Below are 21,911 nucleotides of genomic sequence, written 5' to 3' on the forward strand. Positions count from 1 at the left end.
TCTCCTCATCATTCGCAGTCCGAAACTCACCCCTCCCTTTGACATGTCATTGACACACCTTTGGGGGTCCTTGGTACACAGTGGGGCCCGGCGATTCCTGTGCGACCCCTGTGCTCATGGGGAACCCCCTGTGCTCGCGGGGAGCCTGGAGCACCAAGGAGCCCTTCATGGCAGCTTTGGACCACGCCCGCCTCCGACTACGCCGTATCCGCATCCGCCGTCTGCGTCTGCGTGCCGCCCTGATCGGCTCGGTGGCGACGGCCCTGATCATCAGTACCGCCCCCGCGACCCCCGCCCGTACGAGCGAGGCGAGACCCGCGGCCGCGGTCGAACCCGACGACAGCGACCCCCGCGAGGGCTGGAGACCCGCCAGCGAACTCGCCGAGGACAAGGAAGACCCGGGCTTCTGGGAAGGCCTCTTCGGCGACGACGGAGATGACGAATCCAAGGCCGCCAAGGCCGACGGCGAAGACCTCAAGCCGCCGCGTATCCGTCTCGACCGTGACCGGGGCTCCGCCTCCCTCACCCACCGGGGTGTCTCCGGTGACGCCGACGGTGTCCGTATCGCCGCGCCCGAGGCCGTGCACGCCACCGGCGCCGATCTGAGCTGGAGCGCCTACGAGGGCAAGGGCCTCAGGGAGTACGAGGTCCACCGCTCCACGAAGAAGGACTTCACCCCGACCGACGAGACCCTGCTCGCGCCGGTCGACCGCGGCACCCGGACCTTCGCCGACCGCACCGCGCCCCCGGCGCTCGACGGCGAGGGCCGCGCCTACCACTACCGGATCGTCGTCCGCACCCAGCAGGGCAAGCTGCTGGCCGGCCCGTCGCGGGCGGTCGAGCTGCCGCCGCTCGGCAAGGTCACCAAGGACGCGAAGGTGCTCGCCGCGCCCGAGGGCGAGACGTACTTCCTGCCGTACACGCCGGCGCGGATGATCCCCGGCGAGACGGCCACCGTCGAGGCGACGCTCACCAACACCACCTCCACGGTGTGGAAGAAGGGCGAGCGCGTCCTGTCGTACCGCTGGTACCTGGACGGCAAGGACGTCACCAACCTCCTCAACAAGGACGCCACCGGGCTGCCGAAGGACGTGGCGCCGGGTGAGACCGTCACCTTCGACGCGGAGTTGAAGGCGCCGGTGCCGGTCGATCCGCTCGACAAACGGCTGACGTTCGAGTTGCAGTGGGACCTCAGGGACAAGTCCACCGGCGACTGGCTGTCCGAGACGGACGGGGTGCCGCCGTCGAAGCACACGGTGACCGCCGAGTATCCGACCTCCGACCAGCTCGGTCTGGAGAAGTTCTACTCCTACGCGGGGAAGAACACCGGCGCGGGCTCGGCGCTGATGAGCAATCTTCACGCCGGCAACGCGGTGTGGTCGTACAACTCCTTCTCGAACCCGTCGCTGGGCTTCTCGACGTTCCTGCGGCTGGCCTACAACTCGCAGGACGCGTCCAGCACTCCGGCCGGTTCGGGTTGGTCGCTGCAGGCGTCCTCGCCGGTGCGGCTCGGCACTCCGCTGGACTTCCATCCGACCTCGCTGCTGCCGAAGCAGATCACGCTGACCGACGGCGACGGCACCAGCCATGTGTTCAGCAAGAACAAGAAGGGTGAGTGGGACTCCCCCGCGGGCGTCCACTTCCGGGTCAGGCAGCTGGAGAAGGACTGTCTGCTGCATCCGCACCAGCGGGAGGCCTGGGAGTTCCTGCGCCCCGACCGCACCCGGTTCCTGTTCGACTGCCAGGGCTATCCGAGCGCCCAGGTCGACAAGAACGGCAACCGGATGGAGTTCACGTACGAGGAGCGGCTGCTGGGGCATCCGTCCAAGCTGCTGAAGTACGTGACCGACGCAGAGGGCCGGCGCACGCTGACCGTCGACTACTGGGAGAAGGGCGAGGCGTACTCGTACGTCGACAAGGACGGGGAGCTGAAGGAGGGCAAGCATCTCCTGAACCCGTTCATCATCGACAAGGTCCGGTCGGTCACGGACATCTCCGGTCGTCGGATCGACTTCACGTTCACCGAGAAGGGGCTGCTGGCGCGGCTGACGGATGGCGCGAACGCGACCGAGGAGAAGCTGCGGAAGGTCTTCAAGTTCGAGTACGGCAAGGAGTTCGACCATCCGGGCCTGAAGCTGGTCAAGGTGACCGACCCGGAGGGTCATGCCTCCAAGGTGGACTATGTCGGTCCGCACGACGACAAGGACCAGCTGCACTACCTCGGGTACACCAAGTCGGTCACGGACCGGCTCGGCGGGGTGACCGAGTACCGCTACGAGGACCCCGACGGCCATGACGGCAAGGGCACCCGGACCGTCGTCACCGACGCCGAGGGCAACCCCGCCACCCAGCGGATGGACGGCTACGGCCGCCCGGTGAAGCTGACCGACGCCAAGAAGCGCGTCACCGAGCTGGGTTGGGACGCCGACAACAACGTCACGCGGCTGGAGCAGAACAACGGCGCCGCCCGCACCTGGAAGTACGACCCGAAGACGGGATATCCGCTGGAGTCCAGGGACGCGGAGAGCGTCGAGAACGACCGCCCGCCCGCCACGTTCACCTACGCCACGGGCGAGAACGGGTACATAGCCGACCTGGCCCGCCGGGTCTCCCCCGAGGGCCGCGCCTGGCAGTTCGGCTACGACGCACGCGGCAATCTGACCTCGGTCACCGACCCGAAGGGCGTGGAGAGCGAACCGGCCGACGACTACACCTCCACCAACGCCTATGACGCGCGGGGCCGGTTGACGTCGGCCACGGACGCGGGCGAGCACACCACCACGTTCGAGGACTACGACCCGTCCGGCTTCCCCGGCGTGATCGTCGACGCCCTCGGCAACCGCACCACGACCACCTACGACATCCGCGGCAACGTCACCGAGCTGGAGGAGGCCGACGGGGCGACGACCACGCAGACGTACGACGTCTTCGGGCGTCCCCTGGAGAACCGCAGGCCGAAGGACCAGAAGGCCGGGGAGTTCATCGTCACCCCCGCGCCCGAGTACGACCGCAACGACAACACCCTCGTCTTCACCTCCCCGACCGGGGTGTCGTCCACCAGCGAGTACGACGCGGCGGACCAGCTGCTGAAGACCACCCAGCCGGGCGACGAGGAGGGCTCACCGGAGCGGGTGTCGACCTTCACCTACGACAAGGTCGGCAACCAGCTCACCTCGACCGAGCCGAAGGGCAACCTCACCGAGGAGCCCGGCGACTTCACCTCCACGACCGTCTACAACGAGGTATACGAGCCGATCGAGGCCGTCAACGCGGCGGGCAAGCGGGTCTCGGCCGTCTACAACGACGTCGGTGACCTGGTGAAGGTCGTCGACGCCCGCAAGAACGACACCGAGGACCCCGACGACTTCACCTCCACGTTCCGCTACGACCTCGACCACCGCCTCCTGGAGACCACGGACGCGGCGGGCAAGTCGACGACCAGCACCTACGACTGGGACGGTCTGACCGTCGCCACGACGGACGCCGACGGCAACCGCACGGACCTGGTCCTGGACGTCCGTGGCGCCCTCGTGGAGGCGCACGTCCCGCACGACGGCGACGTCGTCCGCAAGACCCGCTTCGAGTACGACGAGGTGGGCAACCAGACCCGGGTCATCACCCCGCGCGGCATGGAGACCGGCGACGACGACAAGGACTTCGCCTCCGAGACCGTCTACGACGAGCTGAACCGGGTCAAGGAGACCCTGAGCCCGTTCGACCCGGACGACCCGCGCTACAACACGCCCGACCGGACGACGTACGAGTACGACGCGCTGAGCCGGGTGAAGAAGGTCAGCGCCCCGCCGTCCGAGGGCCAGAGCGTCCGCAACGAGACGGAGTACACGTACTTCGACACGGGCTGGATCAAGACATCCACGGACGCCTTCGACATCAAGAACACCTACACCTACAACGATCTGGGCCAGCAGCTCCAGAACACCCTGACCAGCGCGGGCGATTCGGTCAGCCGGACCCTGGACTCGTCCTTCTACCCGAGCGGCGCCCTGAAGTCCCGCTCGGACGACGGCGTCCCGGTCGGCCTCCAGGTCGCGCTCGTCGACAACTCCGACATCAACAACACGGCCACGCAGGGCACATGGGACGAGACGACGGCTTCCGGGTCGTACGGCTACAACGCGCAGACCCACGCGGTCGGCACGGGCGAGTCCCGCTTCGTCTGGCAGTTGACGATCCCCCAGGCCGGTGACTACACGGTCTACGTCCAGTACCCGAAGGTCGAGGGCGCGGCGAAGGACGCCACGTACGAGATCAAGCACAAGGACGGCACCGGGACCAAGACCCTGGACCAGACCGAACTGCCGGGTGAGTGGCGGTCGTTGGGCAAGTACGCCTTCGGCGAGGACACCGGCCAGGCGATCACGCTCACCGACAAGGCGACGGGCACCGTCGTCGCCGACGCGGTCCGGCTCGTCCGCGACAACTCCGGTGACACCGACAACGAGGAGAAGGACTTCTCCTACCGCTACGACGCCAACGGCAACCAGATCGAGATCGTCGACAACAGCCCCGGCGTCGAGACCGACCGCTACACCCTGGCCTACGACGAGCTGAACCAGCTCACCAAGGTCGTGGAACACGAGGGTGACGCCGTCCGCAACACCACGGCCCTCACCTACGACGCCAACGGCAACACGCTGACCACGACGCACGACCTGACGTGGAGCAAGCTGGAGTACGACGCCCTGGACCGGGTCGAGCGCATCACCAACGCGGCGTCGCCGACGGCCGGGGACCAGCAGATCACGAAGCTGGAGTACTCGGCGAGGGGCGAGCTGTCGAAGCAGACGAAGCCGAACGGCAACGTCCTGACGATCGACTACTACCTCGACGGCGCGACGAAGAAGACCACGGAGAAACAGTCCGACGGGTCGCTGGTCGCCGAACACGCCCTGAAGTACAGCGCCAACGGGCACAAGGCCGAGGACGTCCTGAAGCTGATGGACGCCGACGACCACGGCGACACGATCGACAACACCTACGCGTACACCTACGACCCGCAGGACCGCATCGCGAAGGTCGAGAAGTCCGGCGACGACGAGACGACGGAGGAGTACCGCCACGACGCGGCCGGCAACGTGGTCTGGCAGACCGTCGACGACACGACGACCACGCACCGCTACGACCGCAACCGTCTTCTGACGTCCACGGCGGACGGAGCCTCGTCCACCTACAACTACGACCCGCTCGGCCGCCTCGACACGGTCTCCTTCGGCGGCGAGACGATCCAGAAGTACCGCTACGACGGCTTCGACCGCCCGGAGTCGATCAGGTCGGGCACGGGTGACGCGGCGCGGACGACGTCGATGACCTACGACGCCTTCGACCGCACGGTGAAGGAGTCGGTGGGCGGCGACGACCCGAAGACCACCCTCTTCACCTACCTGGGCATCACGTCCCACTCGCTCAAGGAGGAGGTGGCGGACGAGGGCGTCACGTCCTTCCAGTACGCGTCCTGGGGCCAGAAGCTGACCCAGATCAAGGACGAGGAAGACGATGAGGGCACAGCTCCGGAGACGACGCAGTACCTCTACCACCCGCACGGCGACGTGGAGGCCCTGACGGACTCCTCCGGCGACACCAAGACGACCTACGGCTACACGGCGTACGGCAAGAACGACCCGGCGCAGTTCACGGGCGCCGACAAGCCGGGCGCCGGCGGCGAGGAGCCCTCGGACCCGTACAACTCGTACCGCTTCAACGCCAAGCGCTACGACACGGCGTCGGGCACGTACGACATGGGCTTCCGCACCTACGACCCGGGGCTGAACCGCTTCCTGACCCGGGACATGTACGGCGGTGCCCTGGCCGACATGGGCCTCACCACCGACCCCTTCACCGGCAACCGCTACGCCTTCGCCGGTGGCAACCCGATCTCCTTCATCGAGATCGACGGCCACCTGTTCGGTCTGTCGTGGTCGGACATCGGCCATGCGGCGCTGGATGTCGCCGGTCTGATCCCGGTGGTCGGCGAGGTGGCCGACCTCGCCAACTGCGGCTGGTACGCGGCCGAGGGCGAGTACGTCGACGCGGCCCTGTCCTGCGCCTCGGCGATCCCGTTCGCGGGGTACGGGGCGACGGCGGCGAAGGCGGCGAAGTACGGGGACGAGGCGCTGGAGGCGCTGGACACGGCGAGTGACGTGGCCCGCACGACGGACAACGCGGCCGACGCGGGCCGGGCGACGACAACGCCGAGCACGGGCAACGCGCCGTCCACCGGCGGAAACCCGCCCTCCACCGGCGGAAACCCACCGTCAACAGGCGGCAACCCGCCTTCCAGCGGAAGCAACCCACCCGCCCCCGACCCGGCTCCCGCGCCGGCCCCGCCGAAGCCCCCGGAGGCGCCGCCGGCCAGCGGTGCGGCCTGCAAGGTGGGGAACAGTTTCGTGCCGGGCACGCGGGTCCTGATGTCCGACGGCACGACGAAACCGATCGAGGACATCGAGATCGGCGACAAGGTCGCGGCGTCCGACGTGGAGACGGACGACACCCAGTCCCGCACGGTCACCCGCACGATCGAGGGCGACGGCACGAAGCACCTGGTGACGATCACCGTCGACACGGACGGTAGGTCCGGCGACAAGACCTCCACCATCACAGCCACCGACGGCCATCCGTTCTGGCTGCCGGACCTGGGCAAGTGGGTCGAGGCCGGAGACCTGGAACCCGGCCAGTGGCTGAGCACTGGCACAGGCGGCTGGACCCGGATCACGGCGGTCGGTTCCTGGTCGGCGGAGGCAACCGTCCACAATCTGACCGTAGAAGGTCTGCACACCTATCAGGTGCTCGCGGGAACCACGCCCGTCCTGGTGCACAACTGCGGTGACGGGTCCATCTCCGACGATGTGATGAACACGCACATCCTGCCGAGGCACGACCCGAATCACGCCGATGCCTGGACAGAGTGGGCGGACAAGTCGAAGTTCGAGGACTGGGTCACACCGGCCCATATCCGCAACTGGGCTCGACTGGCCATGAACAAGCCGATGGACAATATGAACCTCGGCACCGGCTCCGCCCATCGGCACGTCCTCGAAATCACAGGTCGTACCAACCCCGTCGGCTACGACGCGGACAACAACCCTCTGTTCTCGATCGCGGTGTGGGTGCGAAACGGCATTGTCGAGTCCGCCCACCCGAACTGAACGAGGTGACCCGTGATCAATCTTCAAGTGCGGACGGAGAGTGGAGCCATCGTGTCACGCGGGTCCTTGGGGCTGGACTGGGGAGCCACGCTTCAGCACGTCGACGAAGACAGGTTTCCGTTCCTCGGCAGTCTGCTGCCCTACGCGGACACCATGTTCAACTCACGGCAGACGGAGCGGCTTCGCCGGGAAATCGCTGACCAGGCCGTCCGTGGACTCCTGAGCGAGGAAGCAGCCACAGAGATCGAACAGCTCTGTCTACAGGTCGAACACGGGTCACATCTCTATCTTTGGTTCCTGGGCGACTAGGACCGGGGTCATGGGGTCGTCGTCACCCCACGACCCGCCCGTTCAGCACCACCCTCGACGGGGCCCCCAGCACGCGTGCATCGGTGCGGGGGTCCCGTTCGTAGACCACCAGGTCGGCGGGGGCGCCCTCCTCCAGGCCGGGGCGGCCCAGCCATTGGCGGGCGGTCCAGGTGGCTGCCGACAGGGCCTCCAGCGGGGGGATTCCGGCGGTGATCAGTTCTTCGACCTCGGCGCCGGCCAGGCCGTGGGCGAGGGAGCCGCCGGCGTCCGTGCCGACGTACACCGGGATACCGGCGTCGTAGGCGTTGCGGACGGTGTCGTAGCGGCGTTCGTGCAGGCGGCGCATATGGGCCGACCACCGCGGGAACTTGCTCTCGCCGCCCGCCGCCAGCTGCGGAAACGTCGCGATGTTCACCAGCGTCGGGACGATCGCCACGCCTCGGGAGGCGAAGAGGGGGATGAGGTCGTCGGTGAGGCCGGTGGCGTGTTCGACGCAGTCGATGCCCGCCTCGACGAGGTCGCGGAGCGAGTCCTCGGCGAAGCAGTGGGCGGTCACCCGCGCGCCCAGGAGGTGGGCCTCGCTGATCGCCGCCTCCACGGCCTCCCGGGGCCAGCAGGCCGTGAGGTCACCGGCCTCGCGGTCGATCCAGTCACCGACCAGCTTCACCCAGCCGTCACCGCGCCGGGCCTCCTGGGCGACGTACGCGACCAGGTCCTCCGGCTCGATCTCATGCGCGAAGTTCCGGATGTAACGGCGCGTACGCGCGATGTGACGGCCCGCCCGGATGATCTTCGGCAGGTCCTCGCGGTCATCCATCCAGCGGGTGTCGGAGGCGGCCCCCGCGTCCCGGATCAGCAACGTCCCCGCGTCCCGGTCCGTCAGCGCCTGCTTCTCCGCGACGTCCGCGTCCACCGGTCCCTGCGGCCCCAGCCCCACATGGCAGTGCGCGTCGACCAGCCCGGGCAGCGCCCACCCCTCGACCGTGCGGATGTCCTGGGCACCCACGGGCCGGTCGTACGTCACCCGCCCCCCGACCACCCACAGCTCGTCACGGACCTCCTCGGGGCCGACCAGCACCCGCCCCTTCACATGCAGCACCGCGTGATCGCTCATGTACCGCACTCTAATGACCGGCCCCACAGCCCCACAGCCCAGTGGTGGCCTACTCGGTCCTGCCCACCTGGTCCGACGTCTCCTCCTCCACCTCCGCCATCGCGGGGTCGAGGAGGCGGGAGAGGAAGTGGCGGGTGCGGGGGTGGGTGGGGGTGGTGATGACCTGGGTCGGGGGGCCGTCCTCCACGATCACGCCGCCGTCCATGAAGACGACCCGGTCGGCGACCTCGCGGGCGAACGTCATCTCATGGGTGACGACCATCATGGTCATGCCGTCCTGGGCGAGCCTGCGCATCACCGCCAGGACGTCGCCCACCAGTTCGGGGTCGAGGGCGGAGGTCGGCTCGTCGAAGAGCATGACCTCGGGGCCCATCGACAGGGCGCGGGCGATGGCCACGCGCTGCTGCTGGCCGCCGGAGAGGGAGGAGGGGTAGGCGTCCGCCTTCTCCGACAGGCCCACACGGGCCAGGTTCTCCGCCGCCACCTTCGCCGCCGTCGCCCTGTCGCGCCTGAGGACCCTGCGCTGCGGCAGCGTCAGGTTCTCGGTCACCGTGAGGTGGGGGAAGAGGTTGAACTGCTGGAAGACCATGCCGATCCGGCGGCGTACGGCGTCGATGTCGACCTCGGGGTCCGTCAACTCCGTACCGCCGACGAAGACCTGGCCCTTCGTCGGCTCCTCCAGGAGGTTCACACAGCGCAGGAGGGTCGATTTTCCCGAGCCGGACGGGCCGATCACGCAGACGACCTCGCCCTGGCCGATCTCCAGGTCGATACCGCGCAGCACCTCGTTGTCGCCGAACGACTTGTACAGGCCGCGTACTTGGATCTCCGCACGGGCGCGGGTTCCCGGCCCCTTCGGGCCTCGAAGAGTCTTCTGGCTCACTTGACGGCCTCCTGGGCCTTCGCCTCCATACGGCGTACGACGAAACCGAGCGGGATGGTCACCAGCAGATAGCACAGGCCGGCGACCAGGATCGGCGTGGAGTTGGCGGTGGTGCTGGCCAGATCACGGCCGTACTTGGACAGTTCGCGCTCCGCCAGGGTGACGCCGAGGAAGAGGACGAGTGAGGAGTCCTTGAACAGCAAGACCAACTCGTTGGTGAGGGGCGGGAGGATGATCCTGAACGCCTGCGGGACGATGATCGAGACCATCGCCCGGGTGGGAGAGAAGCCGAGGGAACGGGCCGCCTCCATCTGGCCCTTCGGGACCGCCTGGATGCCCGCGCGGATCGTCTCCGCCATGTACGCCGCCGCCACCAGGCCGAGCGCCAGCGCGACCTTGCCGTACGTACCGCCGGGGATCTCCGTGCCGGGGAAGGCGAGGGGCACCGCGACCCCGATGAAGATGAAGATCAGCAGGGCGGGCAGACCCCGGAAGATCTCGATGTAGACGCCGGCGAACCAGCGGTACGGGCCCACCGACGACAGCCGCATCAACGCGATGACCATGCCGAGGACAAGGCCGAAGGCGAAGCCGGACAGTGTGTACAGGACGGTGTTCTTGAGCGCCAGCGTGATCACGTCGGGGAACATCTGCTCGGCGATGTCCCACTGCGCGAACTGGTTCTTCAGCCGGTCCCAGTCGGCCGACACCGCGAAGGCGATCACGGCCGCGACGAAGACGGCGTACTGCGCACCCCGCGAGAGGGTGCGCTTCTGCCGTCGGCTCAGGCCCTTCCGCCTGGGCTGGAGGACGGTGTCCGTGTCGGTCGCGCTCATGAGGCGGACGGGGACGCGGAGGCGGCGCCCGCCGCCGTCTCGTCGTACGGGCCGATCCACTGCTCGTACAGCTCCCTGTAGGTGCCGTCGGCCCTGGCCTCGGTGAGCGCCTTGTCGATCGCGGCGAGGAGCTTGCTGTTGCCCTTCTTCACCGTGAAGCCGTACTGCTCACCGGTGTTGAGCTGCTCGGCGACCTCGAAGGCGTCGGCGTTGGCCTTGTCCTTCAGCCAGCCCTGGACGACGGGGTAGTCGATGACGACGGCGTCGACCTGGCCGGTGCGAAGTCCGCCCAGGACGGCGTCGGAGGACTCGAAGGAGACCGGGTCGAGGCCCTGGCTCTTGGCGTAGTCCTCGCCGGTGGTCTGCGCCTGGGTGCCGACCTTCTTGCTCCCCAGGTCGGCGAACGACGAGACACCCGCCTTCTTCGAGGCGAGGACGGCCTGGGTGGCGTCGAAGTACGGGTCGGAGAAGTCGACGTTCTTCTTCCGCTCCTCGGTGATCGTCATACCGGCGGCGGCGAGGTCGCACTCGCCGGAGTTCAGGAAGGCGCCCGTCTTGAAGTTCTCGAACGGTGTGTCCAGGATCTCCTGCTTCACTCCGAGGTCCTCGGCGACGAGGTCGATCAGGGCCACGTCGAAGCCCTGCACCTTGCCGTCGATCTCCGACTGGAACGGGGGGTAGGGCAGGTGGGTGCAGGTCGTCAGCTGACCGGCCTTGACCAGTTCGACCCCACCGGCGGCGGTCCGGGTGCCGCTGCCGCCGTCCGACGAACAGCCGGCCACGAGCAGCAGTCCGGCCGCCGCGGTGGTGGCGGCCACGATGCGGGTCCGGCGTCCGAGGACCGAGTTCACGGGGAGACCTCCTACAGGGGAAGTTTGGGGTGTTCGACGGGCGTCGGCTTACGCTCACAGGGGCCTCGACCCATGTTGTCGCGGCCCTGGAACCATCTACCCCGTGAGCGAAGAGAGCACCCTGTGACGCACCCGTTTCTGGATCTGGCCCCGCTGACCGCCGCGCACTTCGCGTCGATCGAGGATCGGGTGGCGCGGCTGCTGTCGACCGAGCAGGACGTGGTGATCACGCAGGGCGAGGCGCTGCTGCCGCTGGAGGGGGCGATACGCGGGGCCGCCGGTCCGGGTACGACGGCGCTGAACGTGATCACCGGCCCCTACGGGAAGACCTTCGGCGACTGGCTGCGGGACTGCGGCGCGAGGGTGGTCGATCTGGCGGTGCCCTTCCACACGGCGGTGACGGCGGCTCAGGTACGGGACGCCTTCGCCGAGCACCCGGAGATCGACTTCGTCTCCCTGGTCCACGCCGAGGCGGCGACCGGCAACACCAACCCGGTCGCGGAGATCGGCGAGGTCGTACGCGAGCACGGCGCCCTCTTCTACCTGGACGCGGTGGCCTCGGTCGGCGCGGAGCCGGTGCTGCCGGACGCGTGGGGTGTCGACCTGTGCGTCATCGGCGCCCAGAAGGCGATGGGCGGCCCGGCCGGGGTGTCGGCGATCTCGGTGAGCGAGCGGGCGTGGGCCGCGATGGCCGCCAACCCGCACGCGCCCCGCCGCTCGTACCTCTCCCTCCTCGACTGGAAGGAGCGCTGGATCGACGGCGGCCGTCGCGCTCTCCTGCACGCGCCCGCCCAGTTGGAGATGCTCGCCCTGGAGGCCTGTCTGGAGCGCATCGAGGCGGACGGCCCGGCCGCGGTGATGGCCCGCCACGCCTCGGCCGCCGCGGCCACCCGGGCGGGGGCGCTCGCACTCGGCGGCGGCCTGGAGCCCTACGTCCACGAGGCGGAGGACGCGGCCCCGGTCGCCACGACCCTCCGCGTCCCGGCCCACCTCGACGCCTCCGAACTGGTCGCCAAGGCCCTGGCCGCGAACTCCGCCCTCCCGCTGGCGGCGGGCGGCGGCGCCCTCGCGAAGGAGATGATCCGGGTGAACCACTACGGCCCGGACGCGACCCCGGAGGCCGTACGGGACAGCCTCGCCGGGCTGGCGGCGGTGCTGGAGGCCGCGGGTCTGACGGTCGACCCGGAAGGAGCCCTCCGGGCGGCTTCGGCGGCCTGGGCGTAGACACGTCGAGTCCGGCCGAAGCCGCCCGCTGGTCGGTGGCCGGGAGCCCGGCGGCGGCTAGTCGGTGGCCGGGTCGCGGACTTCCAGTACGGGCCGGCATCCCGGGGCGGCGGTGAGCGGCGTGAACGTCAGACGCACCTGGTCGGCGCCTCCCACGGGGAGGGTGAGCCGCTTGCTCTCGCCGAGCCGCAGGGTGCCGGTCCGGGAGACACCGGCCGTCTCGACCACGTACTCGGCGGCGGTCGACGCCGGGCAGGTCGTCGTCGGCCCGGTCAGCACGAGGGTGGCGGAGAAGTCACCGCCGGACGGCACCCGGTAGCGGGTGTGTGTCGGCCGGTCGTCCAGGGCGTAGGGGAAGGTGGTGGAACCGTCCCCCGCGACGCACTGTGAATCGGCGGCGCACAGGGGTCTGTCCCCGGTGATCCGCGCGGCGGTGACCGGCTCCGGATCGAGCCCGTCGAGAAGCACCAGCACCCAGAAGAAGGCGACCCAGTAGGCGAGGAACGCCAGGCAGCCCGTGGCGACCTGGACGCCCGCGGGGACCGCCGCCTTCACCTTGGTGCCTTCCGGGGGCGCGGGCGCCGTCCGCGGGGTCGTGGCGCTTGCGTGGTGGTCGGTGCGGTCCAGCGCCAGGATGCCGTTCCGCGTCGCGACGAGGAGACGGGAGCCGACGACGGCCAGGTCCTGGACGGGCAGTCCGAGCGGGAGGGTGTCCAGGGTCTCGCCGGTGTCGAGGTCGTAGGTGCTGACCGTCGCGCTGTGTCCGATGAGGAGCGCGGGCCCTCGGGTGAGGTTCAGGACGGCGAAGCGGCAGTCCCACACCCGCCCCGGGATCTTCACCGGCAGGGGCGCTCCGGTGGAGAGATCACGCAGTCTGGGCGGCGACTCCTCGTGCAGTACGAAGAACAGGGGCCGACGGTCTCCGTCGCCGCTCTCCAGGACGGTGAACCGGAGCCATGACGCCGCCTGTACGGGTATCGGATCGCCGATCCGCCTGCCGGTGGCCGGAATCCACAGTTCCACCAGAGCCGGTTCACCGTCCTCCGTGTCCTCCCTCTCGGGCCCGGATCTGGTGACGATGACGAGGCGCCCGTCCGGCTGGGGAAGCTGGGCGATGCTCCGTATGTGTCTGCGTGCGGGCAGCCGCATGCCGCGTTCCGGCCCTGTGACGCGACGACCGGCCGACGCGTCCCACAGCCTGATCCGCGAGTTCGTCGCGGTGGCGAGGGCCGGTCCGCCGTCGGACAGACGCACCGGCGCCATGGCGGTGACGGAGGTGAACCCCCCGCCGTCGACCTGGTGCGACTCACCGGTCTCCATGTCCCACACCCGCACACCGTGCATGTAGTGCCGGTTGGCCGTCATCGGCTTCCGTCCGGGCGGCCAGAGGACTTGGTCCTCCCCACCGTCGTGCACTGTCGGAAGGGTGTCCCTCGGCGCTTCGGCCGCCATGTCCCAGTACTCCAGGGTGTGTCGGCGCCCCTCGCTCCGCACGGATACCGCCACCGGACTGTCCAGCGCCGGCGGCCAGTCGATGAGCACCTCGTCGTGGTTCCGCTCCTGGGGGCGCAGCGGGGGCCCCAGCTCGCCGGTGTCGATGTCCAGCGTCCGGTAGGTGTGGGAGTCCGTCCGGACGACGGCCCGGGTCGTGCCGCCGGGCCCCGGGTAGAGGCGTATCCCGTCCTTGTCTCCGGCGAGGAACACGGACTCCCACCGGTCGGAGGTGTCGTCCTCCGTGTGGGTGGACAGGTCCATCCGTCCGTCGTGGAGCCGGACGTCCATCCGTCGGCCGTCGTCGAGGGTGAAGACGCTGGTGCGGCCGAGTTCCGCTCCCCGGTGTCTGAGGATCGGTGACGAATCCTGGCCGACCGGCCAGAACAGGATCTGGCCACGGCCGTTCCGCAGGAGAAGCACGTCGGCGCCGTCGTCGAGGGCGACCGCGGCGAGGAGGCCGGTGCGGACCGTGTGGTCGACGAACGGTTCGCCCATCTTCGCCCCGGACTCCGGGTCGAACAGACAGACCGTGCCGAGGGGCATCGCGCACGCCAGCGTGGTCCGCCCGTCCGGGAGTCTCGTCATCACCCGGCCCGACGGGCAGGGGGTGTGCGGAACGGGCTGCCAGGTGCGCAGATCGTGGAGATGGAGATACTGCTGGTCGTCCTCCCCGAGCACGACGAGGACCGGTCGGCCGTCCGGCAGGGGGACGACGAAGAGCTTCGCTCCCCTGTCGAACGGCAGCACCAGGGGGTCGGCCACCGGCTCGCCACGGGTCAGATCCCAGAAGCGCAGTGCGCGGCCCTTGTCGAGTGCAGCCAGTACGGTGCCGTGTTCGGGCAGCCGTACCGGCCCCAGGGCCACCACGTCCTTGCCGAGCGTCGCCGTGAGCCGGGCCCGTCGCAGGGCGGTCCATGCCAGCCGCCACGGCCCGCCGCCACGGGAGGGCCAGGGTACGGTCGTCCCGGTGGCGCGGGCTCCGGCCAGTACCCGCACCAAGGCCCGGTCGGCGGGGCGCAGTCGGGTCAGTTCCCGCCAGGCACCGAGCACCCCGGCGATCTCGGGCGGCAGGTCGGCCTTGCCCAGGGCCGCCCACTGGGCCCGGGAGGCGATGGTCTCCGGGTCGAGTCGGTCCAGGAGCGCCGCCTCGTCGGCGAGGTCCCGCCAGGCGTTCGCCGCGGCGACGTGGTCGACCAGGTGCCTCGACAGATACGGGTTGAGCTGCGCCACCGGCAGATCACGCGCGAGCGTCAACAGGCCCCGGGTGACGGCCAGTTCGGCCGGTACGGCTCCCTCCGCCCGTTCCGTGGGCTCTTCTCCCCTGCCCAGGAAGTGTTCCTGGAAGGCGTAATGGGAGAGCCGGTACACGGTCTGGCCGTCCTCCGCGTCGAACAGGATGTACGGGGCGGCCCGTTCCAGGATGTCGTCGATGTCCTCCTCGGTGATCGGCCGCCCGTCGGCCAGGGCGGCCGCGGCGGTGGCCCAGACCCCGCCCGACCGGGGCAGCCCTCGGCCACGGGCCAGGGCGAGGGCGTGGAGCAGCGGCAGCGCGGTGTCGGACGTATGGCCCAGGCGATGGGCCATGGCCGCGAAGGTCGTCTCGTGGTGCTGGCCGAGCAGCCGGTCGAGTTCGGCCTCGTGCTCGGGCAGGAGCAGTTCCGGCCGGGCGATGATCTCGGCGACGACGATACGGGCGGACAGGAAGCTGGGGCTCAGGCGCCCGGCACGCCCGACGACGTTCCCGAGCACCGCGTCGGTGAGATGCGGCAGCCCCGTGGCACGGGCCGCCGTCAGCCGTCGTTCCACGTACTCGGCCTGTGCGTCGGGGGTGCGGTCGAGGACGAGTGGGGCGATGCCCCGGGCCCGGGTCAGACGGCCGATCAGGTCCTCGCCGCCGGGGCCGTGGGGACGTGTGCCCACGATGATCCGGCAGGTGGGCAGTTCGGCGAGCCTGCGCAGCACCAAGGTGGCCAGCTCTCCGGGCTCCTCGGCCTCGTCGAGGGCGTCGCAGAGCACGGTGAACATACCGGGGCGGCGTCGGAGCCCGTCCCGCAACCGGTCGACGGCCTGCCCGGGCTCACCGGCCGGCGGCGCGGGCAGTTCCGCGGCGAGGCTCAGCCGGGTGACCAGGTCGTGGACGGTGAGTCCGGCGAGGTGCACCACGGCGTCGAAGACATCGGGCGGTGGCAGGTCCTCCGGTGCGGGCGAGGCGAGTTCACCGGCGTTCACCAAGGCGTCGAGCATCTCCCGGCGGGCGTGGACGGCGAGATTGCCGAGCAGAGCGGATTTGCCGGTGCCGGGTGGGCCTGTGACGACGTGGAGCCCGGGTTCCCGTTGGTGCAGCCATGCCACCAGTCGGCGTCGCTCGGTACCGCGTCCGACGAAGAACCACGCCAACTCGCCCGTGTCGGCGCCCTGGTCGGTGCCCTGGGCCTTGGTGACGAAGTGGCGTCGTTCGTCGGGGTCGAGGGTTTCGAGGAAACGCCGTAGCCGCTGGTAGTCGTCGACGGAGACCGTGACGTTCTGGATGGTCCTGTGGACACGGCGCAGAGGGGTGGCGCCGAGGGGTTCCAGGAGGTCGACCCAGCCCTCGTGCCGCTTGAGGCGTTCGTAGAGCCGTCTGGCGAGTTCATGGAGTTCGATCTTCTCGTCGTTCGGTTCGAACGATCTGATCGTGTCCCGCAGGACCTTGTTGAACGTACCCAGGTATCCCGCGCTGCCGTCGCCCCCGACGCCGACCAGCAGAAGCCGTTCGGGGAAGTCCGTCGTCCCGGTGAGCACGGAGTTGAGCCTGCGGGCGAAGGTGGCGGCACCGCAGGCCTCCACGACCAGCATTGTCCAGGCGCCGGAGTCGGCCGCTCTGATGTTCTTCCACTCGGCGCGAAGTCTGCCGGCCATCTGGGGCACGCCCAGACCGCTCTCCTCCAGGGCCGTGGTGTCGGCGTAGGCCAGCCAGGCGTCGTCCTCGGCGGCTCCTCCGTGACCGGTCCACAGCAGAACGGAGTTGCGCGGAGGAGCCGGTGCCGCCCACGCGTCGAGTCGCCTCCTGACTTCGGAGAACGTCATCGACACCGCCGGGCCGGGCCGGGCGGAGGGTGCCCCACCGAGTTCCCCCAGCAGCCGTACGGTCTCGGCGACGGTCTTGTCGATGTCTTCGAGCACGCCGAAGTTCTCGTAGCGGCCGATCGCCACCGTCTCGATCTCGAAGTCGGCCCCGGTCGGCATGTCAGTCCTCCGCGAGGTCCATGTCGTCCGGTGGGAGTGCCATCAGCAGTGAGGCGACGGGAGAGGTGCCACCGCGGCGGACCTCGACGCGGTAACCACCGGGCCGGTGGAGACGGGCGGTCGCCACGACACGGCCGTCGTGTCGCCGGGTGAACACCGGTCGGGCGACCTGTCGGCCGTCGTGCGCGGTGACGACGCGGCACATCACGTCGGACGGCTTCACTTCCCCAAGTGCCGTGATGGCGAAGGCCGTTCCCACCGGCACGACATCGGGCAGGTCCACGCCCACCCCGGTGACGGCCGGCAGCGGCGGCCCGAGCCGGGTCTCGGACACGACCGCGCGCGCATGGCTGACGGCCTCGTCGACCCTGGCGAGCGCGGCGTGCCGCTGGGACCAGTAGGTGGGCCGGTCGCAGAAGCCCGTGGCCGAGCCCCGGTACACCGTGCCGTCGCCGCCGTGGTCCACCAGACGGCCGTCGGGCCCTTCCGGCAGCCCGTACCGGGGCACCACGGTGCCATCACGCAACTCCAGGGCCTGCATGGTGGGTTGGTCGACGCCCACGCCGACGCGCAGCCACGGGGGCACTGCCCCGCCCCAGCCGTGGGCGAGGGAGGCGGCCGCCAACTCGGCGTCGCCGCCCACCGCGTCGATGTCGGCGGCGGTCAAAGGGCGCGGGCCGGAGGCGTCCAGCACACAGCGGTAGGTGGGCAGCAGATCGTACAGGCCGGGCATGGTGCGTACGAGGCGGCGCAGACGGCGGGCGGGGAGCGGAACCGGTGTCCCTTTGCCCAGGTTGAGGATGCGGGCCGCGGCGACCGCGCCGAAGAAGGGCGTACCGAGGGTGAGCAGGGTGCGCAGATGCGCGGCACCGCCGAGGTGTTCGGCGAAGTGTCTGGCGACGAGTCCGCCCATGGAGTGGGCGATGATGACGAGCTTCGCGTCGGGGTGCCCGCCGACGCGTCGCCACTCGGTCAGATGGCGATCGGCCGCGTCGGCCAGCCGGGCGGCGTTGTGGCGCACGGGCAACCGCCAGTCGTACGGGAATCCGGTCACCGCGCGGGGATCGTCGACGGCCGCCCGCAGTTTGGCCAGCAGGGTGCTGTAGGGCTCGGCGCCCCGCAGGACGGGGGCGAAGGCGGGGGCCCGGAGCAGCCCGACCGGTTCGATCCGTCCGGTCCGTCCGGCGCGCTCGTCATCGGTGAGCGCGAGGCGGTCCAGCATCGATCCCGTCGTCCACGCGCTGAGATACCAGCGAGGGTCGGACAGGCCCCACAGCAGCTCGCCCGACCGAGTGTCCCTGAGTTCGCTGCCCATGATCCCGGGCACGACCATCACCGCGTCCGTGTCGCCCACCTGTGCCCCCGCCCCCCGCGGGCGCGACGTCAGCCCGCCGGGGCAGCATTCCCGTTCGGAACGCCGGGCAATCGCGGGCGCGGGTGGTCAGACTGGGCCCATGACCACGACCGAACCCACCGGAATCACAGAACCCACCGGGGCCACGACCGCCTCCGAGACCGCTCCCACCCCCGTTCCCGCCGCGCTGCCCGATGGCCGTCCCATCCCGCCGATGACCGGGGACGAGCGGCCCATGCTGGAGAGTTGGCTGGAGTTTCATCGGGGGACCCTGGAGTTGAAGTGCGCGGGGCTGGACGACGCGCAGGCGCGGGCGGCTTCGGCCGAGCCGTCCGAACTCACGCTGCTCGGGCTGGTGCAGCATCTGACGGAGGTCGAACGGAACTGGTTCCAGCGGGTGTTGTCCGGGGCCGACGCCCCGTTGGTGTACGAGGAGGAGACCGGTTACCGGCTCTCCCCGGAGCGCGGGCTCGACGAGGCGCTCGACCGATGGCGACGGGAGGTCGCCCGCAGCCGTGAGGTGTGCGCCGGGCGCGCTCTCGATGCGCTGGGGCGCATTCCGCAGGGGCAGATGCTGGGCGGGGCCGAGGTCAGCCTCCGCTGGGTGCTCCTCCACATGATCGAGGAGTACGCCCGGCACAACGGCCACGCCGATATCGTCCGCGAGCGCGTCGACGGCGTCACCGGCTACTGACGGCGTCACCGGCTGCTGATCGCCGGCCTGTTTCTCCGGCCGCCGGTTCACCACCACCGTTTCCCCTTGAATTCTCTATCTGAATTCAAGGGGATTATTTCAGGCAGGGCCCCGTATTCTCCTGCCCGCTCTCCCTCTCCTTAAACGCAAAGATTTCGCGAACGCGGAGGGGGCTAATTCGAGCAGATCCCGTGAGGGTTGTACAGATGTGACCGACCCCACAACGCACCCTTTTTGTGTGGTAATTTCCGGGCAATCCGGACGGCTCACCCCTTCATTCGCGCGCTCGCTCGCGCCCGCGCGATAACACACGACCGGTCCATAAGTAACCCCGAGCGGGAATGCGATTCGAAATTTCCCTGGGTAAATTCAAGCCGCATGACTGCCGCACAAGCAGACCTGCACACCGCACCCCAGGAATCCGAACAGGAAATCGCGTCCGGCATTCGGATCGACCGCCCGGACGTGGCGGACGGCGCCGCGCTGTGGCGTATCGCCGGGGACTCCGGGGCCCTCGATCTGAACTCCTCGTACAGCTATCTGCTGTGGTGCCGGGACTTCGCCGACACCTCGGCGGTGGCACGGGACGAGGAGGGGGAGCCGGTCGGGTTCATCACCGGGTACGTACGGCCGGAGCGGCCGGACACCCTTCTCGTGTGGCAGGTGGCCGTCGACGAGGCGCACCGGGGGCAGGGGCTCGCCGCCGCGCTGCTGGACGGTCTCACCGCGCGGGTCGCGAAGCGGCATCCCCTGACCACCGTCGAGACCACGATCACCCCGGACAACACCGCCTCGGAGCGGCTGTTCACCTCGTACGCCGAGCGGCACGGCGCGGCCGTCGAGCGTCAGGTGCTGTTCGAGGCGGGGGACTTCCCGGACGGCTTCCACCAGCCGGAGGTCCTCCACCGCATCGGCCCCCTGTCCGTGTGACCTCTCGCCCGCCCGCCCGTCGGCCCCAGTGCCGACCGCACCCCGCCCGACCCCCGAAGAGCTTTCCCCCCACGCATCGAGGAGCGATCGACGTGACCATCACCCAGCCGGATCTGAGCGTCTTCGAGACCCTGGAGTCCGAGGTGCGCAGCTACTGCCGCGGCTGGCCCACCGTCTTCGACCGCGCGCAGGGCAGCCGGATGTACGACGAGGACGGCCACGCGTATCTGGACTTCTTCGCCGGCGCCGGTTCACTCAACTACGGCCACAACAACCCCGTACTCAAACGGGCCCTGGTCGACTATCTGGAGCGGGACGGCGTCACCCACGGCCTCGACATGTCGACGACCGCCAAACGCGCCTTCCTGCGGACCTTCCAGGACCTGGTGCTCCGGCCGCGCGATCTGCCGTACAAGGTGATGTTTCCGGGGCCGACCGGCACCAACGCGGTCGAATCGGCGCTGAAGCTGGCGCGGAAGGTGAAGGGGCGCGAGGCGATCGTGTCGTTCACCAACGCCTTCCACGGGATGTCCCTGGGCTCCCTCGCGGTCACCGGCAACGCCTTCAAACGGGCCGGGGCCGGTATCCCGCTGGTGCACGGCACTCCGATGCCGTTCGACAACTACTTCGACGGGCAGGTCCCGGACTTCCTGTGGTTCGAGCGGATTCTGGACGACCACGGGTCCGGGCTGAACAAGCCGGCCGCCGTGATCGTGGAGACCGTACAGGGCGAGGGCGGCATCAATGTGGCCCGTCCGGAGTGGCTGCGGGCCCTCGCCGAGCTGTGCGAGCGGCAGGACATGCTGCTGATCGTCGACGACATCCAGATGGGCTGCGGTCGTACGGGGGCCTTCTTCTCGTTCGAGGAGGCGGGCATCACCCCCGACATCGTCACCGTCTCCAAGTCCATCAGCGGCTACGGGCTGCCCATGTCGCTGTGCCTGTTCAAGCCGGAGCTGGACATCTGGGAACCCGGCGAGCACAACGGCACGTTCCGCGGCAACAACCCCGCCTTCGTGACGGCCACCGCCGCGCTGGAGGCGTACTGGGCCGACGGCTCCGCCATGGAGAAGCAGACCCGGGCGCGCGGCGAACAGACCGAGCAGGCGCTGATCTCCCTCACCGAGGAGAACCTCGCCGATGTGAAGGAGTACCGGGGGCGGGGACTGGTGTGGGGCATCGAGTTCCACGACAAGGCGCGCGCCGACCGCGTCGCCCGGCGGGCCTTCGAACTCGGCCTGCTCGTCGAGACCTCCGGCCCCGAGGGCGAGGTCCTCAAACTGCTCCCGGCCCTCACCATCACCCCGGACGAACTGGACGAGGGCCTGCGCGTCCTCGCCCGCGCCGTGCGCGAGACCGCCCAGACCGCCCAGACCGCCTAGACCGCAGAGGCAACACCCACCGAGGAGGAAGCAGAGCACTGTGATCGTCCGATCGTTCAAGGACCTCGAAGGCACCGACCGGCATGTGAAGGCCAAGTCCGGCACCTGGGAGAGCAAACGGATCGTCCTCGCCAAGGAGCGCGTCGGCTTCTCGCTCCACGAGACCGTCCTGTACGCGGGTACGGAGACGTCGATGTGGTACGCGAACCACATCGAGGCCGTCGTGTGCGTCGAGGGCGAGGCCGAGCTGACCGACCACGAGACCGGCCGGACGTACCCGATCTCCCCCGGCACCATGTACCTCCTCGACGGCCATGAGCGGCACACGCTGCGCGTCAAGGAGGACTTCCGCTGCGTCTGCGTCTTCAACCCGCCCGTCACCGGCAGGGAGGACCACGACGAGAACGGCGTCTACCCCCGGCTCACCGAACCCGAGGAGGAGTGAGAACCCC

The 21,911-nt window shown here is 69.6% G+C and carries 12 protein-coding genes; 6 read left to right on the top strand and 6 right to left on the bottom strand.

Translation table 11 applies throughout. From position 1 onward, the window contains the following. Positions 1–167 precede the first annotated feature (167 nt). Positions 168–7,163: a golvesin C-terminal-like domain-containing protein gene (locus ACWD4G_RS28290; protein ID WP_451298208.1), complete on the top strand. Its 6,996-nt coding sequence runs from the start codon at positions 168–170 to the stop codon at positions 7,161–7,163. Between the two features lie 331 nt (positions 7,164–7,494). On the opposite strand, the gene ACWD4G_RS28295 is transcribed toward ACWD4G_RS28290, so the two are convergent. The 4 genes from ACWD4G_RS28295 to ACWD4G_RS28310 are packed head-to-tail and all read right to left on the bottom strand — an operon-like array spanning position 7,495 to position 11,156. Then, positions 7,495–8,586 (bottom strand): amidohydrolase family protein, encoded by a 1,092-nt coding sequence (locus ACWD4G_RS28295; RefSeq protein WP_451298210.1) that lies wholly within the window; start codon positions 8,584–8,586, stop codon positions 7,495–7,497. Between the two features lie 49 nt (positions 8,587–8,635). Beyond that, positions 8,636–9,469 (bottom strand): amino acid ABC transporter ATP-binding protein, encoded by an 834-nt coding sequence (locus tag ACWD4G_RS28300; RefSeq protein WP_451298212.1) that lies wholly within the window; start codon positions 9,467–9,469, stop codon positions 8,636–8,638. Continuing rightward, the gene (locus tag ACWD4G_RS28305) at positions 9,466–10,305 is read right to left on the bottom strand and encodes an amino acid ABC transporter permease (protein ID WP_451298214.1); all 840 of its coding nucleotides are present in this window, start codon (positions 10,303–10,305) and stop codon (positions 9,466–9,468) included. The genes ACWD4G_RS28300 and ACWD4G_RS28305 overlap by 4 nt, the downstream gene beginning before the upstream one ends. Next, positions 10,302–11,156, bottom strand: coding sequence for a transporter substrate-binding domain-containing protein (locus ACWD4G_RS28310; RefSeq protein ID WP_451298216.1), 855 nt, complete (start codon positions 11,154–11,156; stop codon positions 10,302–10,304). The genes ACWD4G_RS28305 and ACWD4G_RS28310 overlap by 4 nt, the downstream gene beginning before the upstream one ends. A 123-nt stretch (positions 11,157–11,279) precedes the next feature. Between ACWD4G_RS28310 and ACWD4G_RS28315 the strand changes: the two genes are divergently transcribed. Then, positions 11,280–12,380: a pyridoxal-phosphate-dependent aminotransferase family protein gene (locus ACWD4G_RS28315; protein WP_451298218.1), complete on the top strand. Its 1,101-nt coding sequence runs from the start codon at positions 11,280–11,282 to the stop codon at positions 12,378–12,380. Between the two features lie 57 nt (positions 12,381–12,437). On the opposite strand, the gene ACWD4G_RS28320 is transcribed toward ACWD4G_RS28315, so the two are convergent. Next, positions 12,438–17,099: a hypothetical protein gene (locus tag ACWD4G_RS28320; RefSeq protein WP_451298220.1), complete on the bottom strand. Its 4,662-nt coding sequence runs from the start codon at positions 17,097–17,099 to the stop codon at positions 12,438–12,440. A 1-nt stretch (position 17,100) separates the two neighbouring features. After that, positions 17,101–18,453 carry a lipase/acyltransferase domain-containing protein gene (locus ACWD4G_RS28325; protein WP_451298222.1) on the bottom strand — a complete coding sequence of 451 codons (1,353 nt, stop codon included), beginning with the start codon at positions 18,451–18,453 and terminating at the stop codon, positions 17,101–17,103. A 100-nt stretch (positions 18,454–18,553) separates the two neighbouring features. On the opposite strand from ACWD4G_RS28325, the gene ACWD4G_RS28330 reads away from it, so the two are divergent. The 4 genes from ACWD4G_RS28330 to ACWD4G_RS28345 all read left to right on the top strand — a co-directional run bounded on the left by ACWD4G_RS28330 (position 18,554) and on the right by ACWD4G_RS28345 (position 21,904). After that, positions 18,554–19,147 carry a DinB family protein gene (locus tag ACWD4G_RS28330; protein ID WP_451298224.1) on the top strand — a complete coding sequence of 198 codons (594 nt, stop codon included), beginning with the start codon at positions 18,554–18,556 and terminating at the stop codon, positions 19,145–19,147. A 378-nt stretch (positions 19,148–19,525) separates the two neighbouring features. Beyond that, positions 19,526–20,077: a diaminobutyrate acetyltransferase gene (gene ectA, locus ACWD4G_RS28335; RefSeq protein ID WP_451298226.1), complete on the top strand. Its 552-nt coding sequence runs from the start codon at positions 19,526–19,528 to the stop codon at positions 20,075–20,077. Between the two features lie 92 nt (positions 20,078–20,169). Continuing rightward, positions 20,170–21,459 (top strand): diaminobutyrate--2-oxoglutarate transaminase, encoded by a 1,290-nt coding sequence (gene ectB / locus ACWD4G_RS28340; RefSeq protein WP_451298228.1) that lies wholly within the window; start codon positions 20,170–20,172, stop codon positions 21,457–21,459. 40 nt (positions 21,460–21,499) lie between these two features. After that, positions 21,500–21,904, top strand: coding sequence for an ectoine synthase (locus ACWD4G_RS28345; RefSeq protein ID WP_451298230.1), 405 nt, complete (start codon positions 21,500–21,502; stop codon positions 21,902–21,904). The last annotated feature ends 7 nt before the right edge of the window (positions 21,905–21,911 follow it).

It is taken from the genome of Streptomyces sp. NPDC002643, from assembly GCF_053592555.1.